The 15,827-nt window shown below is 56.9% G+C and carries 15 protein-coding genes and 1 pseudogene; 10 read left to right on the top strand and 6 right to left on the bottom strand.

The features are described 5' to 3' along the window. Positions 1 to 73: 73 nt before the first annotated feature. From PHT20_RS03115 to PHT20_RS03105, 3 genes are read left to right on the top strand one after another with little or no spacing between them, the layout of a single operon-like run. On the top strand, positions 74 to 508 hold the full coding sequence (locus tag PHT20_RS03115; protein WP_301019388.1) for a nucleotidyltransferase domain-containing protein: 435 nt from the start codon (positions 74 to 76) through the stop codon (positions 506 to 508). Beyond that, positions 495 to 908: a hypothetical protein gene (locus PHT20_RS03110; protein WP_301019387.1), complete on the top strand. Its 414-nt coding sequence runs from the start codon at positions 495 to 497 to the stop codon at positions 906 to 908. The genes PHT20_RS03115 and PHT20_RS03110 overlap by 14 nt, the downstream gene beginning before the upstream one ends. Continuing rightward, positions 905 to 1,870 (top strand): D-glycerate dehydrogenase, encoded by a 966-nt coding sequence (locus tag PHT20_RS03105; protein ID WP_301019386.1) that lies wholly within the window; start codon positions 905 to 907, stop codon positions 1,868 to 1,870. Before PHT20_RS03110 ends, PHT20_RS03105 begins: the two co-directional genes overlap by 4 nt. 81 nt (positions 1,871 to 1,951) lie before the next feature. On the opposite strand, the gene PHT20_RS03100 is transcribed toward PHT20_RS03105, so the two are convergent. Beyond that, positions 1,952 to 2,332: a rhodanese-like domain-containing protein gene (locus tag PHT20_RS03100; RefSeq protein WP_301019385.1), complete on the bottom strand. Its 381-nt coding sequence runs from the start codon at positions 2,330 to 2,332 to the stop codon at positions 1,952 to 1,954. Positions 2,333 to 2,420: 88 nt separating this feature from the next. Continuing rightward, entirely contained in the window at positions 2,421 to 3,011 is a 591-nt protein-coding gene (locus tag PHT20_RS03095) for a DUF3365 domain-containing protein (protein ID WP_301019384.1), read from the bottom strand. A 175-nt stretch (positions 3,012 to 3,186) separates the two neighbouring features. Between PHT20_RS03095 and PHT20_RS03090 the strand changes: the two genes are divergently transcribed. The 3 genes from PHT20_RS03090 to PHT20_RS03080 all read left to right on the top strand — a co-directional run bounded on the left by PHT20_RS03090 (position 3,187) and on the right by PHT20_RS03080 (position 6,869). Then, positions 3,187 to 3,663, top strand: coding sequence for a CopD family protein (locus tag PHT20_RS03090; RefSeq protein WP_301019383.1), 477 nt, complete (start codon positions 3,187 to 3,189; stop codon positions 3,661 to 3,663). Between the two features lie 3 nt (positions 3,664 to 3,666). Further along, positions 3,667 to 4,899 carry a multidrug effflux MFS transporter gene (locus PHT20_RS03085; RefSeq protein WP_301019382.1) on the top strand — a complete coding sequence of 411 codons (1,233 nt, stop codon included), beginning with the start codon at positions 3,667 to 3,669 and terminating at the stop codon, positions 4,897 to 4,899. Positions 4,900 to 5,003: 104 nt separating this feature from the next. Beyond that, a complete protein-coding gene (locus PHT20_RS03080; protein WP_301019381.1) occupies positions 5,004 to 6,869 on the top strand; it encodes a hypothetical protein in 1,866 nt (621 codons plus the stop codon). A 70-nt stretch (positions 6,870 to 6,939) separates the two neighbouring features. Here the strand turns inward: PHT20_RS03080 and PHT20_RS03075 are convergent, their stop codons facing one another. After that, complete coding sequence (locus PHT20_RS03075) at positions 6,940 to 7,617, bottom strand: PEP-CTERM sorting domain-containing protein (RefSeq protein ID WP_301019380.1); 678 nt, start codon at positions 7,615 to 7,617, stop codon at positions 6,940 to 6,942. Positions 7,618 to 7,941: 324 nt separating this feature from the next. On the opposite strand from PHT20_RS03075, the gene gshA reads away from it, so the two are divergent. From gshA to gshB, 3 genes are all read left to right on the top strand, one after another. Continuing rightward, a complete protein-coding gene (gene gshA, locus PHT20_RS03070) occupies positions 7,942 to 9,237 on the top strand; it encodes a glutamate--cysteine ligase (protein ID WP_301019379.1) in 1,296 nt (431 codons plus the stop codon). A gap of 117 nt (positions 9,238 to 9,354) precedes the next feature. Next, positions 9,355 to 11,223, top strand: coding sequence for a potassium transporter Kup (locus PHT20_RS03065; RefSeq protein WP_301019378.1), 1,869 nt, complete (start codon positions 9,355 to 9,357; stop codon positions 11,221 to 11,223). A 42-nt stretch (positions 11,224 to 11,265) separates the two neighbouring features. Beyond that, positions 11,266 to 12,231 (top strand): glutathione synthase, encoded by a 966-nt coding sequence (gene gshB / locus PHT20_RS03060; protein ID WP_301019377.1) that lies wholly within the window; start codon positions 11,266 to 11,268, stop codon positions 12,229 to 12,231. A gap of 92 nt (positions 12,232 to 12,323) precedes the next feature. On the opposite strand, the pseudogene PHT20_RS03055 reads toward gshB, so the two are convergent. Beyond that, a pseudogene (locus PHT20_RS03055) lies at positions 12,324 to 13,100 on the bottom strand (class II glutamine amidotransferase); the annotation flags it as partial. Positions 13,101 to 13,298: 198 nt separating this feature from the next. Between PHT20_RS03055 and PHT20_RS03050 the strand changes: the two are divergent. After that, complete coding sequence (locus tag PHT20_RS03050) at positions 13,299 to 15,371, top strand: hypothetical protein (protein ID WP_301019376.1); 2,073 nt, start codon at positions 13,299 to 13,301, stop codon at positions 15,369 to 15,371. Here the strand turns inward: PHT20_RS03050 and PHT20_RS03045 are convergent, their stop codons facing one another. Both PHT20_RS03045 and PHT20_RS03040 read right to left on the bottom strand, forming a co-directional pair. After that, entirely contained in the window at positions 15,372 to 15,602 is a 231-nt protein-coding gene (locus PHT20_RS03045) for a hypothetical protein (RefSeq protein WP_301019375.1), read from the bottom strand. It lies immediately after the preceding gene. Then, positions 15,590 to 15,811 (bottom strand): cysteine-rich CWC family protein, encoded by a 222-nt coding sequence (locus PHT20_RS03040; protein WP_301019374.1) that lies wholly within the window; start codon positions 15,809 to 15,811, stop codon positions 15,590 to 15,592. The genes PHT20_RS03045 and PHT20_RS03040 overlap by 13 nt, the downstream gene beginning before the upstream one ends. Between the last annotated feature and the right edge of the window lie 16 nt (positions 15,812 to 15,827).

The following is a 15,827-nucleotide window of genomic DNA, read 5'->3' as shown; positions in this document are numbered from 1 at the left end:
AGCCTATCACCTCAATGAGCTACGTCGCCTTTCTGGCCTAGGCAGTGCCTCGCTTCAGCGGGAGCTCAACCGCTTGGCTGCAGCAGGCCTGGTCGATGCGAAAGCTGTGGGCAACCTGCGCCGCTTTCAAGCTAACCCACATTCTCCCGTGTACGCTGAACTCGTCGCTTTGACCCGTAAAACGCTGGGCACGGTGCCAGTGTTGCGAGATGCCTTGCAGCCCTTGCAGCCTGATCTGCAGTCGGCCTGGGTTTATGGTTCGGTAGCCAAACAAACCGATACTGCCCGTAGCGATATTGACGTGATGCTGGTGGGGTGCGACTTGCTGCTCAGCCAGGTCTTGACTGCCCTAGAGCCCGCTGAGGCTCAATTGGGTCGAAAAATCAACCCAAGTTGCTATTCACCCCAAGAGTTTGCGCGTCGCCGCGCCGAGCCAGACTCGTTTGTTAACCGGGTGTTGTCACAGCCCACACTGCCACTGATAGGGGATGCCCATGAGTCTGCCTGAGCTGGACAACCTGGTGCGCATCGGCCAACTCAAAGCCGAGCCGCGCAACGATAGGGAAGTCACCCGCATGCTCGCCATGGCGCAGACCCGACTGAGCGATGCCAAACTGAATAAGCTGTCGCTGGAAGGCCGCTTTACCAGTGCCTACAACGCAGCCCACGCTGCAGCCTTGGCGGCATTACGCTGGCACGGCTACCGCAGCGAAAATCGCTACACCGTTTTTCAGTGTCTGACACACACCTTGGGCTGGCCAGCCAATCGCTGGCGGGTGTTGGACACCGCGCACCAAAAACGGAACCTGGCTGAGTACGAAGGCTACCTCGACATTGAAGAAACCACCGTGGCCGAGATGTGCGCTTTAGTCCAATGCCTGATTACCGACGTGCAAACCTTAATATGAAAAAACCTGCCATTTTGGTCGCGTGCGCTGTTTTCCCTGAAGTGTTGACTCAGCTACAGCAGCATTTTGAAGTCACCTCTAACCAGGAGGACGTGGCGTGGACACCCGCCGAGTTGATTGCCCAGTTGCAAGGCAAGCAAGGAGCTTTCACTACCGGTAGCCAGCGCATTGATGCCGCGTTGCTGGTGGCTTGCCCAGAGCTGAAAATCTGCGCCAACATGGCAGTGGGCTACAACAACTTTGACCTGCCCGCCATGACTGCAGCCGGCGTCAAGGCCACCAACACCCCCGACGTGTTGACCGAGACCACGGCCGACTTTGGTTTTGCGCTGCTCATGGCCACTGCCAGGCGCATGGCTGAGAGCGAGCATTTTCTGCGTGCTGGGCTGTGGCAGCGCTGGCGCTATGACATGTTTGCTGGCTCTGATGTGCACGGCAGCACGCTGGGCATTCTGGGCATGGGCCGCATTGGCCAGGGTATTGCAAAGCGCGGCGCGCATGGCTTTGGCATGAAGGTCATCTACCACAACCGCTCACGGCTGGACGCGGCTGCAGAGTCTGCCTGCGGCGCCACCTATGTCAGTAAGGCCGATTTGTTAAAGCAGGCTGACCATCTGATTTTGGTGCTGCCCTATTCGCCCGAGGCGCACCACACCATTGGCGCGCCTGAGCTGGCGCAGATGAAGCCTACCGCCACGCTGGTGAACCTTGCGCGGGGTGGCATTGTGGACGACGCGGCGCTGGCGCAGGCGCTCAAGAACCGGGTGATCGCCGCCGCCGGGTTGGACGTGTACGAGGGTGAGCCTGCGGTTCACCCGGCGTTGCTGAGCGTGCCCAACGTGGTGTTGACCCCGCACATTGCCAGCGCCACGCGGCCTACGCGCATGGCCATGGCACAACTGGCCGCCGATAACCTGGTGGGCTTCCTGCTGCATGGCGAGGCGCTGACACCCTTGAATTAAGGACGCTGTTCAGAATGTCTTCGTTGGTTTTGGGACAACAAGCCACCTCACGGCAATGAGGTGGGATTGCGGCCTGGTGGCCTACTCAAACGATGGCACTTCGGGCGTGGCTACGGGTTTGCCCGCTGCGACCCAGGCGTCAAAGCCACCGGCAATGGATTTCACATTCAAGTAACCCATGTCATGCAAGGCAGCGGCGGCCAGCGCTGCACGACCGCTGGTTTTGCAATACAGCAGCACGTTCAGGTCACGCGCTTGCAGGCTGGGGTTGGCGGTGAATTTGAACTCCAGCATGCCACGTGAAATGTGCACAGCGCCCGGTAAATGACCCGCGGCAAATTCGTCGGCCTCGCGCACATCCACCAACACATCAGCGGCGCGGATGGCTGCATCCACCTCTGCCAAAGCAACTTCGGTGATGCGGTCTTTGGCCGCCCATACCAGATCGTGAGCAGTTTTCATATCAGCTGTTTCCGTTTCAATGATTAAATAATTCAATAGCTGCTTGTGCAAGCGTATCAAGGGCTAGAGGCCAATTTGACTTAAAAAATCAAAGTGCTTTGCGGATGGTGATGGCACCGCGGATCTGACCCACTGTGTAGCCGGTGGCTTTGTCTGCCGGGTATAGGGTGTGGAGTTGTTGAGCCACTTCAGGGCTGATTTTTTCAGTGACCCCATGGCAAGCGGTGCACACCTGTTGCACTGGCAGGGCTTTCATGTAGCGGTATTCTTTGACGCCGTTGGCTTCCACTACACCAAATTTTTCTAAGGTGGCAGGTTTTTCACCTGCGGCGGCACGTTGGTCAAAGTCTTGTAAGGCTGACAACTCCCAAGCATCGGGCACAGCTTTGGGGTTGCGGTTTTTCAGGCTCACACGGCGAATGGCCCAGCCGGTTTTTTCAGAGGCGGCTTTGGCCATTTGGGGGGCTTTTTCGTTGCACACAGCCACGGCAGAGGCCGGGCCATCTTTGGCGATTTGGGTGTTAAGCATTTCCAGCAGCTTGGGCGGCACTGCCCCTGCCACATTGCGTGCTTGATTCAACAACGCATCATCTTGTGCCTGCACTGTGCCGTTCATGAGCATCACCATGCCGAGCACGGCGCAACCTGTTTGACCCCATTTGAAAAGCTTTGAATTCATGACAACCTTTGATTTTAAAAAGTGCATATTGGAACGGAGGCCAGCCCCTACCGTCTGTGACTGATGTCACATGGTTTTTCATGAATATCTGAACTGCATAAGGGCATACGCGCCTTCGGCCTGATGGGCGTGGCGTTCAGGCAAACTCGGAGGTTAGCCATTTGGAGTAATTTTGATGTTGTATGCCTTGTTGAAAACCGTGCATGTGTTGTCTATCCTGGTGTGGATTGGCGGCATGGTGTTTGCTCATTTCTTTTTGCGCCCCGCGCTGACGGTGCTGGAGCCTGGCGCACGGGTGCGCTTGATGCACGCGGTGTTGGGTCGGTTTTTCAATGCCGTGCTGGTGCTGGCCACGCTCACTTTGGTCACAGGCAGCTGGATGATCGTCAGCACGGCCCGGCAGATGGCGCAGTCAGAGGCCAAGTTTCACATGCCGCTGGAGTGGACGGTGATGGCCACACTGGGGCTGGTGATGGTGCTGATTTTTGGCCATATCCGGTTTGCGCTTTACAAGCGGCTGAGCACCGCAGTGACTTCGGTGGATTGGCCTGCCGGTGCCGCAGCGCTGGGGCAGATCCGGCTGTGGGTGGGGGTGAACATGGTGCTGGGCGGACTGATTGTGCTGGTCACGGTGATGGGCATTCCGCGCTAAGCCATGAACCCCGACGCACACCACCTCTGGCGCGCGCCAAGCTGGGCGCTGGCCGTGCTGCTGGCCACGTTGGGCATGCTGGGCCCGTTTTCCATTGATACCTATATTCCGGCGTTTGCTGGCATTGCCACGTCGCTGCAGGCCACGCCGCTGCAAATGCAGCAAACCTTGTCGGCCTACCTGTTTGGTTTTGCCTTCATGAGCCTGTTTCATGGGGCGCTGTCTGACAGTGTCGGGCGCCGCCCCGTGGTGTTGTGGGGGTTGGCCGCGTTTACCTTGGCGTCGGTGGGCTGCGCGCTGTCGCAAAGCATTGGTCAACTGGTGTTTTTCAGGGCGTTGCAGGGCTTGACCACAGGCGCGGGCATTGTGGTGTCGCGCGCGGTGGTGCGGGACATGTTTGCCCCGGCGCAGGCGCAAAAGGTCATGAGCCAGATCACCATTTACTTTGGCGTGGCACCAGCGGTGGCGCCCATGGTGGGCGGTGTGCTGTTTGCACACTTGGGTTGGCACAGCGTGTTTTGGTTTTTGACGGCGGTCGGGGTGGTGCTGTTTGTGGCCAATTTCAAGTTGCTGCCGGAGACTTTGCATGTGTCGCAGCGTCAGCCACTGAAGTTGAGCAACTTGCTGCAAGGTTACTGGCAGTTGGGGCGCGACCCACGCTTTTTGCTGCTGGCGCTGGCCAGTGGCGTGCCTTTTAATGGCATGTTTTTGTATGTGCTGTCCGCCCCGGCTTTTTTGGGTGAGCACCTGGCGCTGTTGCCCACGCAGTTTTTCTGGTTTTTTGTGTTGACCATCAGCGGCATCATGGGCGGAGCCTGGGTCAGCGGGCGCATGGCGGGACGGCTGGCACCCAAGCAGCAAATCAAGTATGGCTTTGCCATCATGCTGGGCATTGGGCTGGTGAATGTGCTAGCCAACCTGGTGTTCAAGGCACATGTGTCTTGGGCCATGCTTCCGGTGGCTATTTTTGCTTTTGGTTGGGCCATGATGGTGCCAGTGGTAACGCTGCTGGTGCTGGATTTGCACCCTGACCGGCGTGGCATGGCGTCGAGCCTGCAGGCGTTCATTGGCTCAAGTGCCAATGGCATGGTGGCCGGGCTGATTGCGCCGGTGGTGATGCATTCTGCAGTTGCGTTGGCGGGCGCTTCGGTGGTCATGCTGATGATTGGTCTGCTGGCCTGGCTGGGCTTGCACAAGCGTTGGCCAGAGATTGGTCGAGGCGTCGGACTGGATTGAATTTCACGGTTTGATGGTTTATTTCAGTTGGCGTTGATCACCCTGAGCCAAGCGTTGGGGCGCGAGCAGCTAACATCCAATCGCTTTATTTTTAGGAGAGATTGATGGCTGAAGTTCCGCACACTTGGCGTTTTTTTCGAGCCGGTGGTTTTGATCAGGTTCGCATTGATACCGCGCAAGATTTGCAAGCGCTGGCACAGCTGGATCAAAAACTTTGGGTGGCTTTGTCGTGCCCTGTCAAAGGCATTGAGTTTGATGCGCGCAGTCTGCAATTCATTGACAGCGACAACGATGGCCAGGTGCGCGTGCCTGAGCTCAATGCTGCCATTGCCTGGGCTTTTGAGCGCTTGCTGCAGCCAGAGGTGCTGGTGCAGTCGCTCAGTGGCGTGCCCATCAGCCAGATTCGCAGCGATGACGCCCCCGGCCAGCTCATCAAAACTGCGGCGCTGGCGCTGGCGGCAGAGTTGGGTAAAACCGAGACGGATGTGCTGACAGTGGATGAAACCAGTGCCGCCCAAGCCGGACATGCAGCGCGTGCTTTGGCCGCATGGGAAGCTGCGGGTGCACATGCGCTGCCCCTGGGCGACGCCACCGCGGCAGCGCATGCGCTGGTGACCGAGCTCAATGCCAAGGTGCAAGACTTCTTTACCCGTTGCCAGTTGGCCGCGTTTGATGCGCGTGCGGTGGCAGCGCTCAATGTGTCTGAAGACGCCTTGAAAGCCATGGCGCCTGCGGCTTTGCAGGCCAACGCGCAAGCCATTGCTGACATGCCTTTGGCGCAGGTGTCGGCCGCCGGTGTGTTGCCACTGACTGTGGGCGTGAACCCGGCCTGGTGCGCGCGCTTGGCCAGTTTGCAAGCCACCGTGGTGCGGCCGCTGTTGGGTGAGGTGAACACGCTCAACGCCGCAGACTGGCAAGCGATCACCGACAAGCTGGCTCCCTACGCCGCCTGGCTGGCCGCCAAACCCGACCCCCTGGCAGAGGGCGATGGTCTGCGTGACCTGGAAAAATTGGCGCGCTTTGTGCGCGATTTGCAGCAGCTCGCCAACAATTTTGCGTCGTTCAAAGACTTTTACACACGCCAGGGCAAGGCCACGTTTCAGGTCGGCACTTTGTACCTGGATGGCCGTTCGTGCGAGCTGTGTGTGGCTGTCAATGATGCGGCCAAGCATGCCGCCATGGCCGGTTTGTCGCGCATGTGCTTGGTGTATTGCGATTGCGTGCGCGGTGCTGAAAAACTCAGCGTGGCTGCGGCTTTCACCGACGGCGACTCTGACCAGTTGATGGTGGGGCGCAACGGCGTGTTTTACGACCGCCAGGGGCGTGACTGGCAAGCCACCATCAGCAAAATCATTGACAACCCCATCAGCCTGCGCCAGGCGTTTTGGGCACCCTACAAAAACTTGGTGCGCATGGTTGGGGCGCAGTTTCAAAAAATGGCCGCCAGCAAGGCCAAAGAAGCCGATGACAAGCTGGTAAGCACTGCGCTAGATGCTTCTAAAAAAGGAGCTGCTGGCACGGCTGCCAAAACGCCTGCAGCCTCACCAGCGCCATTCGATGTGGGTAAATTTGCCGGTATTTTTGCCGCCATTGGGTTGGCTGTGGGTGCCATTGGCACCATGGCGGCTTCGTTGGTGGGGGGCTTGTTTGCGTTGCTGTGGTGGCAAATTCCACTGGCGCTGCTGGGTTTGATGCTGCTGATTTCTGGGCCTTCGGTTCTGCTGGCCTGGTTCAAATTGCGCAGCCGCAATCTCGGGCCCATTTTGGACGCCAATGGCTGGGCCATCAATGCCCGCGCGCGCATCAACATCCCGTTTGGCAGGTCTTTGACCCAGCTGGCGCAATTGCCTGCCAATGCCGAGCGCTCTATGGTAGACCCCTACGCGGAAAAACCAGCCCAATGGCCTTACGTTGTGGTGGTGCTGGGCGTGTTGGCTACGGTGGTGTGGTTTCTGCGCTTTAAAACTTGAGGTGAGTGCTGTTGAAATGCCAAAAAAAGACCCACCCGGGTCTTTTTTTGGGGTTCAAAACCAGTGCGCTTCAGGCGGATTTTTTGGTTTGGCGGCGGCGCGCCACAGCACCCATCAATCCCAAGCCAGCCAGCATCATGGCGTAGGTTTCGGGTTCTGGCACGGGCGCCAACATCACCAACTGGTCTTGAGAGTGCATTGAGTAGCTGGCATCTTTGTACAAATTCAACACCCGTGCATTGCCGTAGCTGGCGTAACCGTTGGTCACCGCAGTGTTTGCAGCAGCAACATACGACTGGGCTGTGCTTGACAGGGCAGAAAGCGCCACTTCATCTTCAAGGTGCCAGAAGGCGTTTTGCATGTCAGTCTTGACATTGGCGTTGGCGTTGTACGCACCATTTGAGTATTGTGTGAACAGCCATGCTGTTTGGTAGCTAAGTGGGTCACTGGTCGTCGGGTAAGTGCCTGAAGCATTGGTGGTGGCGAACGTGACACCTTGCACGTACAAATTTTGGCCAATGTTCATGTACTCAAGTTTTTCAAGACAAAAGCTCTCAAACGAGGCGCCTGTGCTTGCTCCTGAGACCACTGAGCCATTGAAAGGCCCGCTGCCACTGTTCAATTTGATCACGCTGCCTGCTGCAAAACCGGAGGGCAGTGATTGGGCAAATGCAAGCTGTGAACCCGCCAACACCACACAAGCCAGCGCACCGCGCATGAGTTGTTTGTAAGAAAAAATGACGTTCATGAGCGTTCCAAAAAATGTGTAAGGTGTGCATATTTTAAATTTGTAACAAGCCTGCAACATGTGAGCTGTGTCAGTGTGTCGCCCCAACTGTGAAGTCCTGCACAGAAAATGAGGTAATCTTCAAAAAATTTGAGCGGCATATGGCACTGTCGGCTTTGCAGTTTCGTGTTTCAGGCTGTTCGAACAGGAACTTTTGCTTGGCCTCTTGCTCTGAGAGGCTCATGTTGTAAGCAAACTCGACTCACAATGGCTTGAGCGCCACCAGACATGGTTTTTTGGGTTTGCGTTGGTTGAAATTTTTTTCACTACTTTGCAAGGTTTTTTATGGTTCCGCATCTGATCACCGCTCTGACTGGGCCTATCAACGAACTGGAGCAGCGCGTGCTGGACTCTATGCCTGCCATTGAACGCTGGTTTCGGCTGGAGTGGATGGAGCACACGCCGCCGTTTTACAGCTCAGTGGATGTGCGCAATGCGGGTTTCAAACTGGCACCAGTCGACACCAATCTGTTTCCCTCGGGTTGGAACAACCTCACGCCTGAAATGCTGCCACTGGGCGTGCAAGCTGCCATGGCTGCTATAGAAAAGATATGCCCCGAGGCGCGCAACTTGCTGGTCATTCCTGAAAATGGCACTCCAAGCAGCTTTTATTTGGCCAATTTGGCGCAGCTCAGGCGCTTGTTCAATATGGCGGGTTTGAACGTCAAACTGGGCTCGATTGACCCCGCCTTGAAGAAAACCACCACGTATGAGTTGCAAAACGGTGACACCGTGACACTTGAGCCGGTGGTGCGCGGCAAACGCCGTTTGGGTTTGAAAGACTTTGACCCTTGCACCATTTTGCTCAACAACGACCTCAGTGCCGGTGTGCCTGGTATTTTGGAAGACATTCACGAGCAATATCTGCTGCCACCCTTGCACGCGGCCTGGCCGACCCGGCGCAAAAGCACACATTTCAAGTGCTACGAAGAAGTGGCCAAGCGCTTGGGCAAGCTGCTGGGGGTTGACCCCTGGTTGATTTACCCGTTGTTTGACCGCTGTGAAAACGTGGAGCTGGCCGCCGACAAGGGGCTTGATGCGGTGCAAGCCCAAGTGGATGCGGTGCTGACACGCGTCAAGCGCAAATACAAAGAGTACGGCATCAAAGAAAAACCGTTTGTGGTGGTGAAGGCAGACCATGGCACGCATCCGCTGGGCATTGTGACGGTGCGCGATGCCAAAGACATGCAAGACTTGAAAGAGCGGGTGCGCAAGTTGGCTGTGGAGCGTAAAACTCCGCTACCCGCCATGGATTTCTTGGTGCAAGAAGGTGTGTCCACCCAAGAGCGTGTGAATGACGCTGTGGCTGAGCCAGTGATCTACATGATGGATCGCTACGTGGTGGGTGGCTTTTACCGCGTGCATGCCAGCCGTGGCGTGGACGAAAACCTCAATGCGCCGGGTTCCAGCTATGTGCCGCTGGCGTTTGAGCACAGCACCCAGTTGCCTCAACCTGGTGTCAAACCAGGGGTTAGTTTGCCCAACCGTTTTTACATGTATGGCGTGGTGGGGCGTTTGGCCATGCTGGCCGCCAGCTATGAGCTGGAAGCCACTGACCCGGATGCGCAAGATTTCGATTGAGCAGATGCCAACAAGGCAAGCGTGCTGCATGCTTTGCCCTGAATCTGCCGGTTTCTGACGCAAAATAGCCCTTCCTTTTCATTTGGAGCGTGCGCGCTGTTGCGCATGGGCTGCTGTTTGGCTACATCTCAATCTTCACTTCGCGCACTCACTTTGGGTGCCATTGGCGTGGTTTATGGCGACATTGGTACCAGTGTGCTGTATGCCGTCAAAGAGGTGTTTGGCTCAGGCCATGTGCCCTTCACCACTGACAACGTGATGGGCATTTTGTCCATCTTCTTTTGGACTTTGACGGTCATCATTTCACTCAAATACGTCACCCTGGTTTTGCGGGCCGACAACAACGGTGAGGGTGGTTTGGTGGCCATGCTGGCGTTGGCTTCCCAGTCGGTCAAAGACAAGCCACGTTTGCGCCGTTTGTTGCTGTTTGTGGGAATCTTTGGCACCTGTTTGTTTTATGGCGACGGTGTCATCACGCCCGCGATTTCGGTGCTGTCAGCGGTCGAGGGGTTGGAGGTGGTTTCGCCCACCTTCAAGAAAGCCGTGATCCCGCTGACCTTGTTGATCTTGTTTGCATTGTTTGCGGTGCAAAAACGTGGCACCGCCGACATTGGCAGGTTTTTTGGCCCCATCACTCTGGTGTGGTTCGCGGTGATTGCGGTGTTGGGTGTCAGTCACATTGTGCATAACCCCGAGGTGTTGTGGGCCTTGAGCCCGCATTACGCGCTGCGGTTCATGTGGCTGAACCCTTTGACCTCGTTCATTATTCTGGGTGCAGTGGTGCTGTGTGTGACCGGCGGCGAGGCGCTGTATGCCGACATGGGTCACTTTGGCAAAAAGCCGATTCGGTTGGCTTGGTTCAGTGTGGTCATGCCGGCGCTGACGCTGAACTATTTTGGTCAAGGCGCCTTGCTGTTGAGCAACCCTGCTGCGGTGAAAAATCCATTTTTCATGATGTCGCCCGCGTGGGCGCTGGTACCGTTGGTGGGCTTGGCCACGCTGGCCACGGTGATTGCCTCGCAGGCGCTGATTACCGGCGCGTTTTCCGTCACCAAGCAGGTGATTCAACTGGGTTATTTGCCCCGCTTTCAGGTCTGGCACACCAACGTCAAGGAAACGGGGCAAATTTTCATGCCGTTCGTCAATTGGGGCTTGTTTGTGTTGATTGTGCTGGCGGTGATGTTATTCAAAACTTCCAGCAATTTGGCAGCTGCCTACGGTATTGCGGTCACGCTGGACATGCTGATCACCACGCTGCTGACGTTTTTTGTCATTCGCTACGCCTGGCGTTACCCGCTGGCCTTGTGTGTGGCTGCAACAGCCGTGTTTTTTGTGGTAGACATGGCGTTTTTCACATCCAACTTGATCAAGTTGTCAGAAGGTGGCTGGTTTCCTTTGCTGATTGCTGCAGGTGTGTTTACCTTGATGTTGACCTGGAAAGATGGCCGACGCCTGCTCAACCACAAGCTGCAAGCCGATGCCATTGACTTGGGCAGTTTTCTCGATGCGGTGTTTGTCAGCCCGCCGGTTCGGGTGGCGGGCAGTGCGGTTTTTTTGACCGCTGCGCCGGGCACGGTGCCCAATGCCTTGCTGCACAACCTCAAACACAACAAGGTGTTGCATGAAATCAATTTGTTTGTGACGGTGGTCAACCATGAAGTGCCCTGGATTGGCATGGACAAACGGCTGAGCATCGAGTCGCTAGGGCATGACTGTTGGCAGGTGGTGGTGAACTATGGTTTCAAAAATGACCCTGATTTGCCCAAAGCGCTGCTCAATCTCAAAGGTCGCGGTTGCGAACTTGACCCCATGACCACCAGTTTCTTTTTGTCGCGTGACTCTGTGGTGCCAACCATTGGCAGCGGCATGGCGCAGTGGCGTGAGAAATTGTTTGCCCAAATGCACCTCAACGCCAGTGGCGCGGCAGATTTCTTGAACTTGCCAAGCAATGCCGTGGTGGAGTTGGGTAGCAAGATTGAAATTTGAAACTCACCCTTTCAAGCCCCTTTTTCTGAAACGGAACACGCCATGAATCTGCTGTTTGTTGCTGACGCACTTGAGACATTCAAAATTTACAAAGACACCACCTTCGCCATGATGGCCGAGGCAGCTCGCCGCGGCCACAGCTTGAGTGCTTGCGAGCCCAAAGACCTCATGTGGCAACGTGGCCAGCCAGTCACTGCGTATGTGCGGGACATCACCTTGACCGGTGACCCCCACCGCTGGTTCAGCGCCGCGCAGACCGCCCCCCATGAGCGCCCCCAAGCCCTGAAAAACTTCGATGCCGTGGTGATGCGCAAAGACCCGCCGTTTGACAGCGAGTACGTCTACACCACGCACCTGCTGGAGCAAGCTCAGCGTGAAGGCGCCAAAGTCTTTAACCACCCACGTGCCCTGCGTGACCACCCTGAGAAACTGGCCATTTTGGAGTGGCCGCAGTTCACCGGCCCCACGCTGGTCACGCGTGACGCGCAAGACATCAAGCGCTTTCACGCCGAGCACCGCGACATCATCCTCAAGCCGCTGGACGGCATGGGGGGCATGGGCATTTTCAGGGTCAAGGAAGATGGCTTGAACCTGGGCAGCATCATTGAAACCCTGAACCAGGGGGGCGCCCAGACCGTGATGGTGCAGCAATTTTTGCCCGCCATTGCGCAGGGCGATAAACGCATTTTGGTGATTGACGGGCAAGTGGTGCCGTACTGTCTGGCGCGCATTCCGCAAGGCAACGAAGTGCGGGGCAACCTGGCTGCGGGTGGCAAGGGTGTGGCGCAAGCCTTGAGTCCGCGCGACCTTGAAATTGCCCAAACCATTGGCCCGGTGTTGGCGCAACGTGGCTTGCTGTTGATTGGGTTGGACGTGATTGGTGATTGCCTTACTGAGATCAACGTCACCAGCCCCACCTGCTTTCAAGAAATCACAGCGCAAACCGGGTTTGATGTGGCCGCCATGTTTTTGCAAGCGCTCGAAGCTGCGCACGTTCGCTCGCACTGAGGCGCAGCGCCTGCGTCCATGACGGCCACGGGTTCCAGCGGATCTGTGGCGGGTGCCGGTCTGGGCGGCGCGGCGCATTGGCAACTGCACTGCGCCAGCGTGCCATCCACAAACACCTTGAGTTCACCTGGAGCGAAGGCCGTCCAGGTTTCATCGGTGGTCAGGGGCTCAGTCACCACCACTGCCAACCGGTCTTGTGGGCTATTGAACTGCGCCAAGTTCACGGTGATGTCTTCATCTTTCAGGTGCACCTGGTGAAACGGATGCGCGCGCAACACGTAGCACAGCTTGGTGGTGGCGTGCGCCCACAGCGCCTGGCCGTTGCTGAGCAAAAAATTGAAGGTACCGTGCTTTGAAATCTGCGGAACCAGCTCTTGCAGCGTGCGGGTGAGTTCATCCACCGTAGGCACATCGGCGTGTGATTTGGCCAGCTCTTGCATGAGCCAGCAAAAAGCCAGTTCGCTGTCGGTGCTACCCACCGGTTTGAAATGGCCATGCAGCCGTGGTGCAAAGTTTTTCAGGTCGCCATTGTGGGCAAACACCCAGTAGCGCCCCCACAGCTCACGCACAAACGGGTGGGTGTTTTCCAGGCTGACATGCCCCACAGTGGCTTTGCGCACATGGGCAATCACGTTGTGGCTTTTGATGGGGTAGTGCTTGAGCATTTGGGCAATGGGCGACTGCGCCGCGCTTTGCTTGTCGACAAAGTGTCGAATCCCTTTGCCTGGTGTACTGCCATCACTCTCAAAAAATGCCATGCCCCAACCGTCGGCATGATGGTCAGTGCAGCCCCCGCGCTGCGAAAAGCCGGTAAAGCTCAAGGTCAAGCTGGCGGGCAAGTGGCTGTTCATTCCAAGAAGCTGGCACATAGAGGTGATAGAAGGATGTTGATCAGCAGAGTTTGCCTGTTTTGCGTTCAAGCCCAGATGCTTTAACCGCTTAAAAATGCGCTTTGTGGTGATTTGCATGAAAAAAAGTGTGTGTCAAGGGTATGCTGTTGCATCTTTTGGTTTGATCGACAATTCAAACCTGAAACACGTTTTTGATGTTCAACGAGGTAGGCTGTTTTGAAGAACCGTGCTGGTCTTTGGGTGGGTGTGTTGTGGCTGTTTGGGGCACTGGTGTGGCCGCACGCGCAGGCTTTGACCTTGGGCGATTTGGCGGGTGTTGCGGTGCTCGGGCGCGCGCTGGATGTCAAGGTCAAGGTGCAGGCAGACGCCTCAGAACCCGTCACCACCAGCTGCGTGGCTGCCGATGTGTTTCATGCCGACATGGTGCAACGTGCGCCTGTGGTGAGTGTGCAGCCCACCGTGGCGGGGGAGTTTGAGGTCAGAGTTCAGTCTGCAGCCATGGTCAATGAGCCGGTGGTAAGTGTGCTGGTGCGTTCCACCTGTGGTTCAAGCATACAACGGCGCTATGTGTTGCTGGCAGATTTCCCAACCAGTGCAGCCTTGGCGCCAGAGGCCGCCTTGGTGCCCAACCCAGTGTCAAACGCCACGGCTCCAAGTGCCAGCATCACCACCGTGGCACCCATGCTGGTGTTGCCAGCAGCCCAACAGCCCAAGCCCGGTGCAGCGGCGGTGCTGAAAACGCCAAAGAAGCCACAAGCTGCCGCTCGTGCCAAGGCGCGAGCATCCAGCTCCACAACTTCTGCCGAAAAGGCCACCCCAGCCAAGAAATCCAAAGCCACTAAAGCTGCGCCTGCCCCCACTGCGGCACCCGCTCGCGGCGCTTCTGTGCTCAAACTCGATCCGCTTGAGGTGTTTTCAGATCGCATGGACAGCATGGACAACTGGATGTTGTTCGAGCCCACCGAAGATGCATTGAAGCAAACCAAGCAAATAGCTGCATTGCAAGATGAATTGAAAACCATGCGCCAGTTGTCGGCCAAAAACAATGCGCAATTGTTGGAGCTGACCAGTCGCCTGGAGCAGGCTCAAGCGCAACAACTTCCCGCGCTGCTGGTGTATGTGTTGCTGGCCTTGGTCGTGCTGTGTCTGGCCGCGCTGGGTTGGCTGTGGCGCAAGCAGCAGCTACAGCGCTTTGACCAGGCGCATTGGTGGCAGCATGAGGATGTGTCGCCCACCGTGTTGATGTCGCAAGCTCAGGCACCCGCACCTGTTAAAACACCGCCACCACCAACGCCAAGGCCAACGCCACCTGTTGCCAAATTGCCAGAGGTAGACCTTGACATTGATCTGGACAACTTCATCGCGCCTGCTGCGGCCTCGCTGGCTGAGTCAAGCACCGCGCCAGTTGCAACCAGCCCGCAACCACCGACACCTGTAGTGGAGCCTTTGTCGCAATTACCTGCGTTGCCACCGTTGCCGCGTACAGCGCGCCGCATTCACGCGGATGACATCCTGGATATTCGCCAGCAGGCAGATTTCTTTTTGACTTTGGGGCAAAGTGATCGCGCCCTACGCTTGCTGAAGGCGCAAATTGAAGAGTCTGCAGAGCCCAACCCAACCGTGTATTTGGATTTGATTGGGCTCTATCACATGCTGGGCATGAAGGTGGATTACCGCGAAGTGCGCACCCACATGCTGGAGAAGTTCAACGTGCTGATGCCTGACTTCCCAGCCTTCAGCTTGGACGGTAAAGACCTGGAAGACTACCCTGAGGTCGTGGCCAAGGTGTCGGCGGTGTGGCCGCAAGCCTTGGCGTTTTTGGATGCCTGCATTTTTCATGACCCAGCCCTGCAAGTGCGCCCGACGTTTGAATTGACTGCCTTCCGTGATTTGCTGCTGCTGCACGCCTTGGCTGAAGATTTGACCGAGCCCACCGCCGCTCCTTCAGCAGAACCCAGCTTGATGCCACCTCAGCCATTGCCAGTGCCTGTGATGCCAGCGCTTACCTTGCCTGTTGGAGACACTGAGTTAAGTTTGGTGCCCAACCCAGTGTCAGACGCGGCGCCGGCCAGTGCCAATGAAAGTTTGCCTGACATTGAAGTTTTGACACCCCCCCCAGAAGAGTCACCCACCAGCATGATGCTGGATTTGGACTTTTCAAGTTTGGCCTTGACTGCGCAACCCTCACCCCCTGCCACATTGGCAGAGCGTGACCCTGAACCTCTTGCTGCGCCTAAATTACCTTACGCTACCCGGGCGCGCGCGCCAGCGTTAAAGAAACCCAAATAATCAAGGCGATTCACTTCGCCGACCAAATTGCCGCCAGAGTCGCCACACCAGCAGCAGCAGCGGCGCGCTGTGCAGGCACAGGTCAAACATATCCAGCGGTCTACTGAGTTGCCCCTGGCTGAGCATGCGCAGTTTTTCAATCAAATGCGGCTCGGGGGTGATGGGTGCAACCGCCATCCACAGCGCCAGCACCACCAGCACTGCCAGCGGAAACTGGTCTAACCAGCGCATGGCGTTGCGCTGGCGCAGGCGGCACACAGGCAGGCTTTGCCGCGTGCGGCATCAGGGATTTGGTTCAACGCGTCGGCACTGAACACGGTTTGGCTGCACCAGCAAGGGGGTTGTTTGATGCCGGTGGCGCGCTCTATCTCCATGGCGCATTGGTTGGGTTGGCCACACAGGGGGCAGTTTTGCGGTGGATAGGGCTCAGTGGCTTGCATTGTTTTATATGAAAAA

Source organism: Rhodoferax sp., from assembly GCF_028715765.1.
Lineage (GTDB): Bacteria > Pseudomonadota > Gammaproteobacteria > Burkholderiales > Burkholderiaceae_C > Rhodoferax.
The sequence above is the reverse complement of the archived record's forward strand: the minus strand, read 5'-3'. Positions and strand labels throughout refer to the sequence as shown.

What these genes read in the sequence shown, in the direction of transcription:
- PHT20_RS03040 (WP_301019374.1), bottom strand. Translation starts at nt 15,811, where the DNA reads ATGCAAGCCACTGAGCCCTATCCACCGCAAAACTGCCCCCTGTGTGGC.
- PHT20_RS03110 (WP_301019387.1), top strand. Translation starts at nt 495, where the DNA reads ATGAGTCTGCCTGAGCTGGACAACCTGGTGCGCATCGGCCAACTCAAA.
- PHT20_RS03105 (WP_301019386.1), top strand. Translation starts at nt 905, where the DNA reads ATGAAAAAACCTGCCATTTTGGTCGCGTGCGCTGTTTTCCCTGAAGTG.
- PHT20_RS03080 (WP_301019381.1), top strand. Translation starts at nt 5,004, where the DNA reads ATGGCTGAAGTTCCGCACACTTGGCGTTTTTTTCGAGCCGGTGGTTTT.
- PHT20_RS03095 (WP_301019384.1), bottom strand. Translation starts at nt 3,011, where the DNA reads ATGAATTCAAAGCTTTTCAAATGGGGTCAAACAGGTTGCGCCGTGCTC.
- gshB (WP_301019377.1), top strand. Translation starts at nt 11,266, where the DNA reads ATGAATCTGCTGTTTGTTGCTGACGCACTTGAGACATTCAAAATTTAC.
- PHT20_RS03045 (WP_301019375.1), bottom strand. Translation starts at nt 15,602, where the DNA reads ATGCGCTGGTTAGACCAGTTTCCGCTGGCAGTGCTGGTGGTGCTGGCG.
- PHT20_RS03075 (WP_301019380.1), bottom strand. Translation starts at nt 7,617, where the DNA reads ATGAACGTCATTTTTTCTTACAAACAACTCATGCGCGGTGCGCTGGCT.
- gshA (WP_301019379.1), top strand. Translation starts at nt 7,942, where the DNA reads ATGGTTCCGCATCTGATCACCGCTCTGACTGGGCCTATCAACGAACTG.
- PHT20_RS03100 (WP_301019385.1), bottom strand. Translation starts at nt 2,332, where the DNA reads ATGAAAACTGCTCACGATCTGGTATGGGCGGCCAAAGACCGCATCACC.
- PHT20_RS03090 (WP_301019383.1), top strand. Translation starts at nt 3,187, where the DNA reads ATGTTGTATGCCTTGTTGAAAACCGTGCATGTGTTGTCTATCCTGGTG.
- PHT20_RS03085 (WP_301019382.1), top strand. Translation starts at nt 3,667, where the DNA reads ATGAACCCCGACGCACACCACCTCTGGCGCGCGCCAAGCTGGGCGCTG.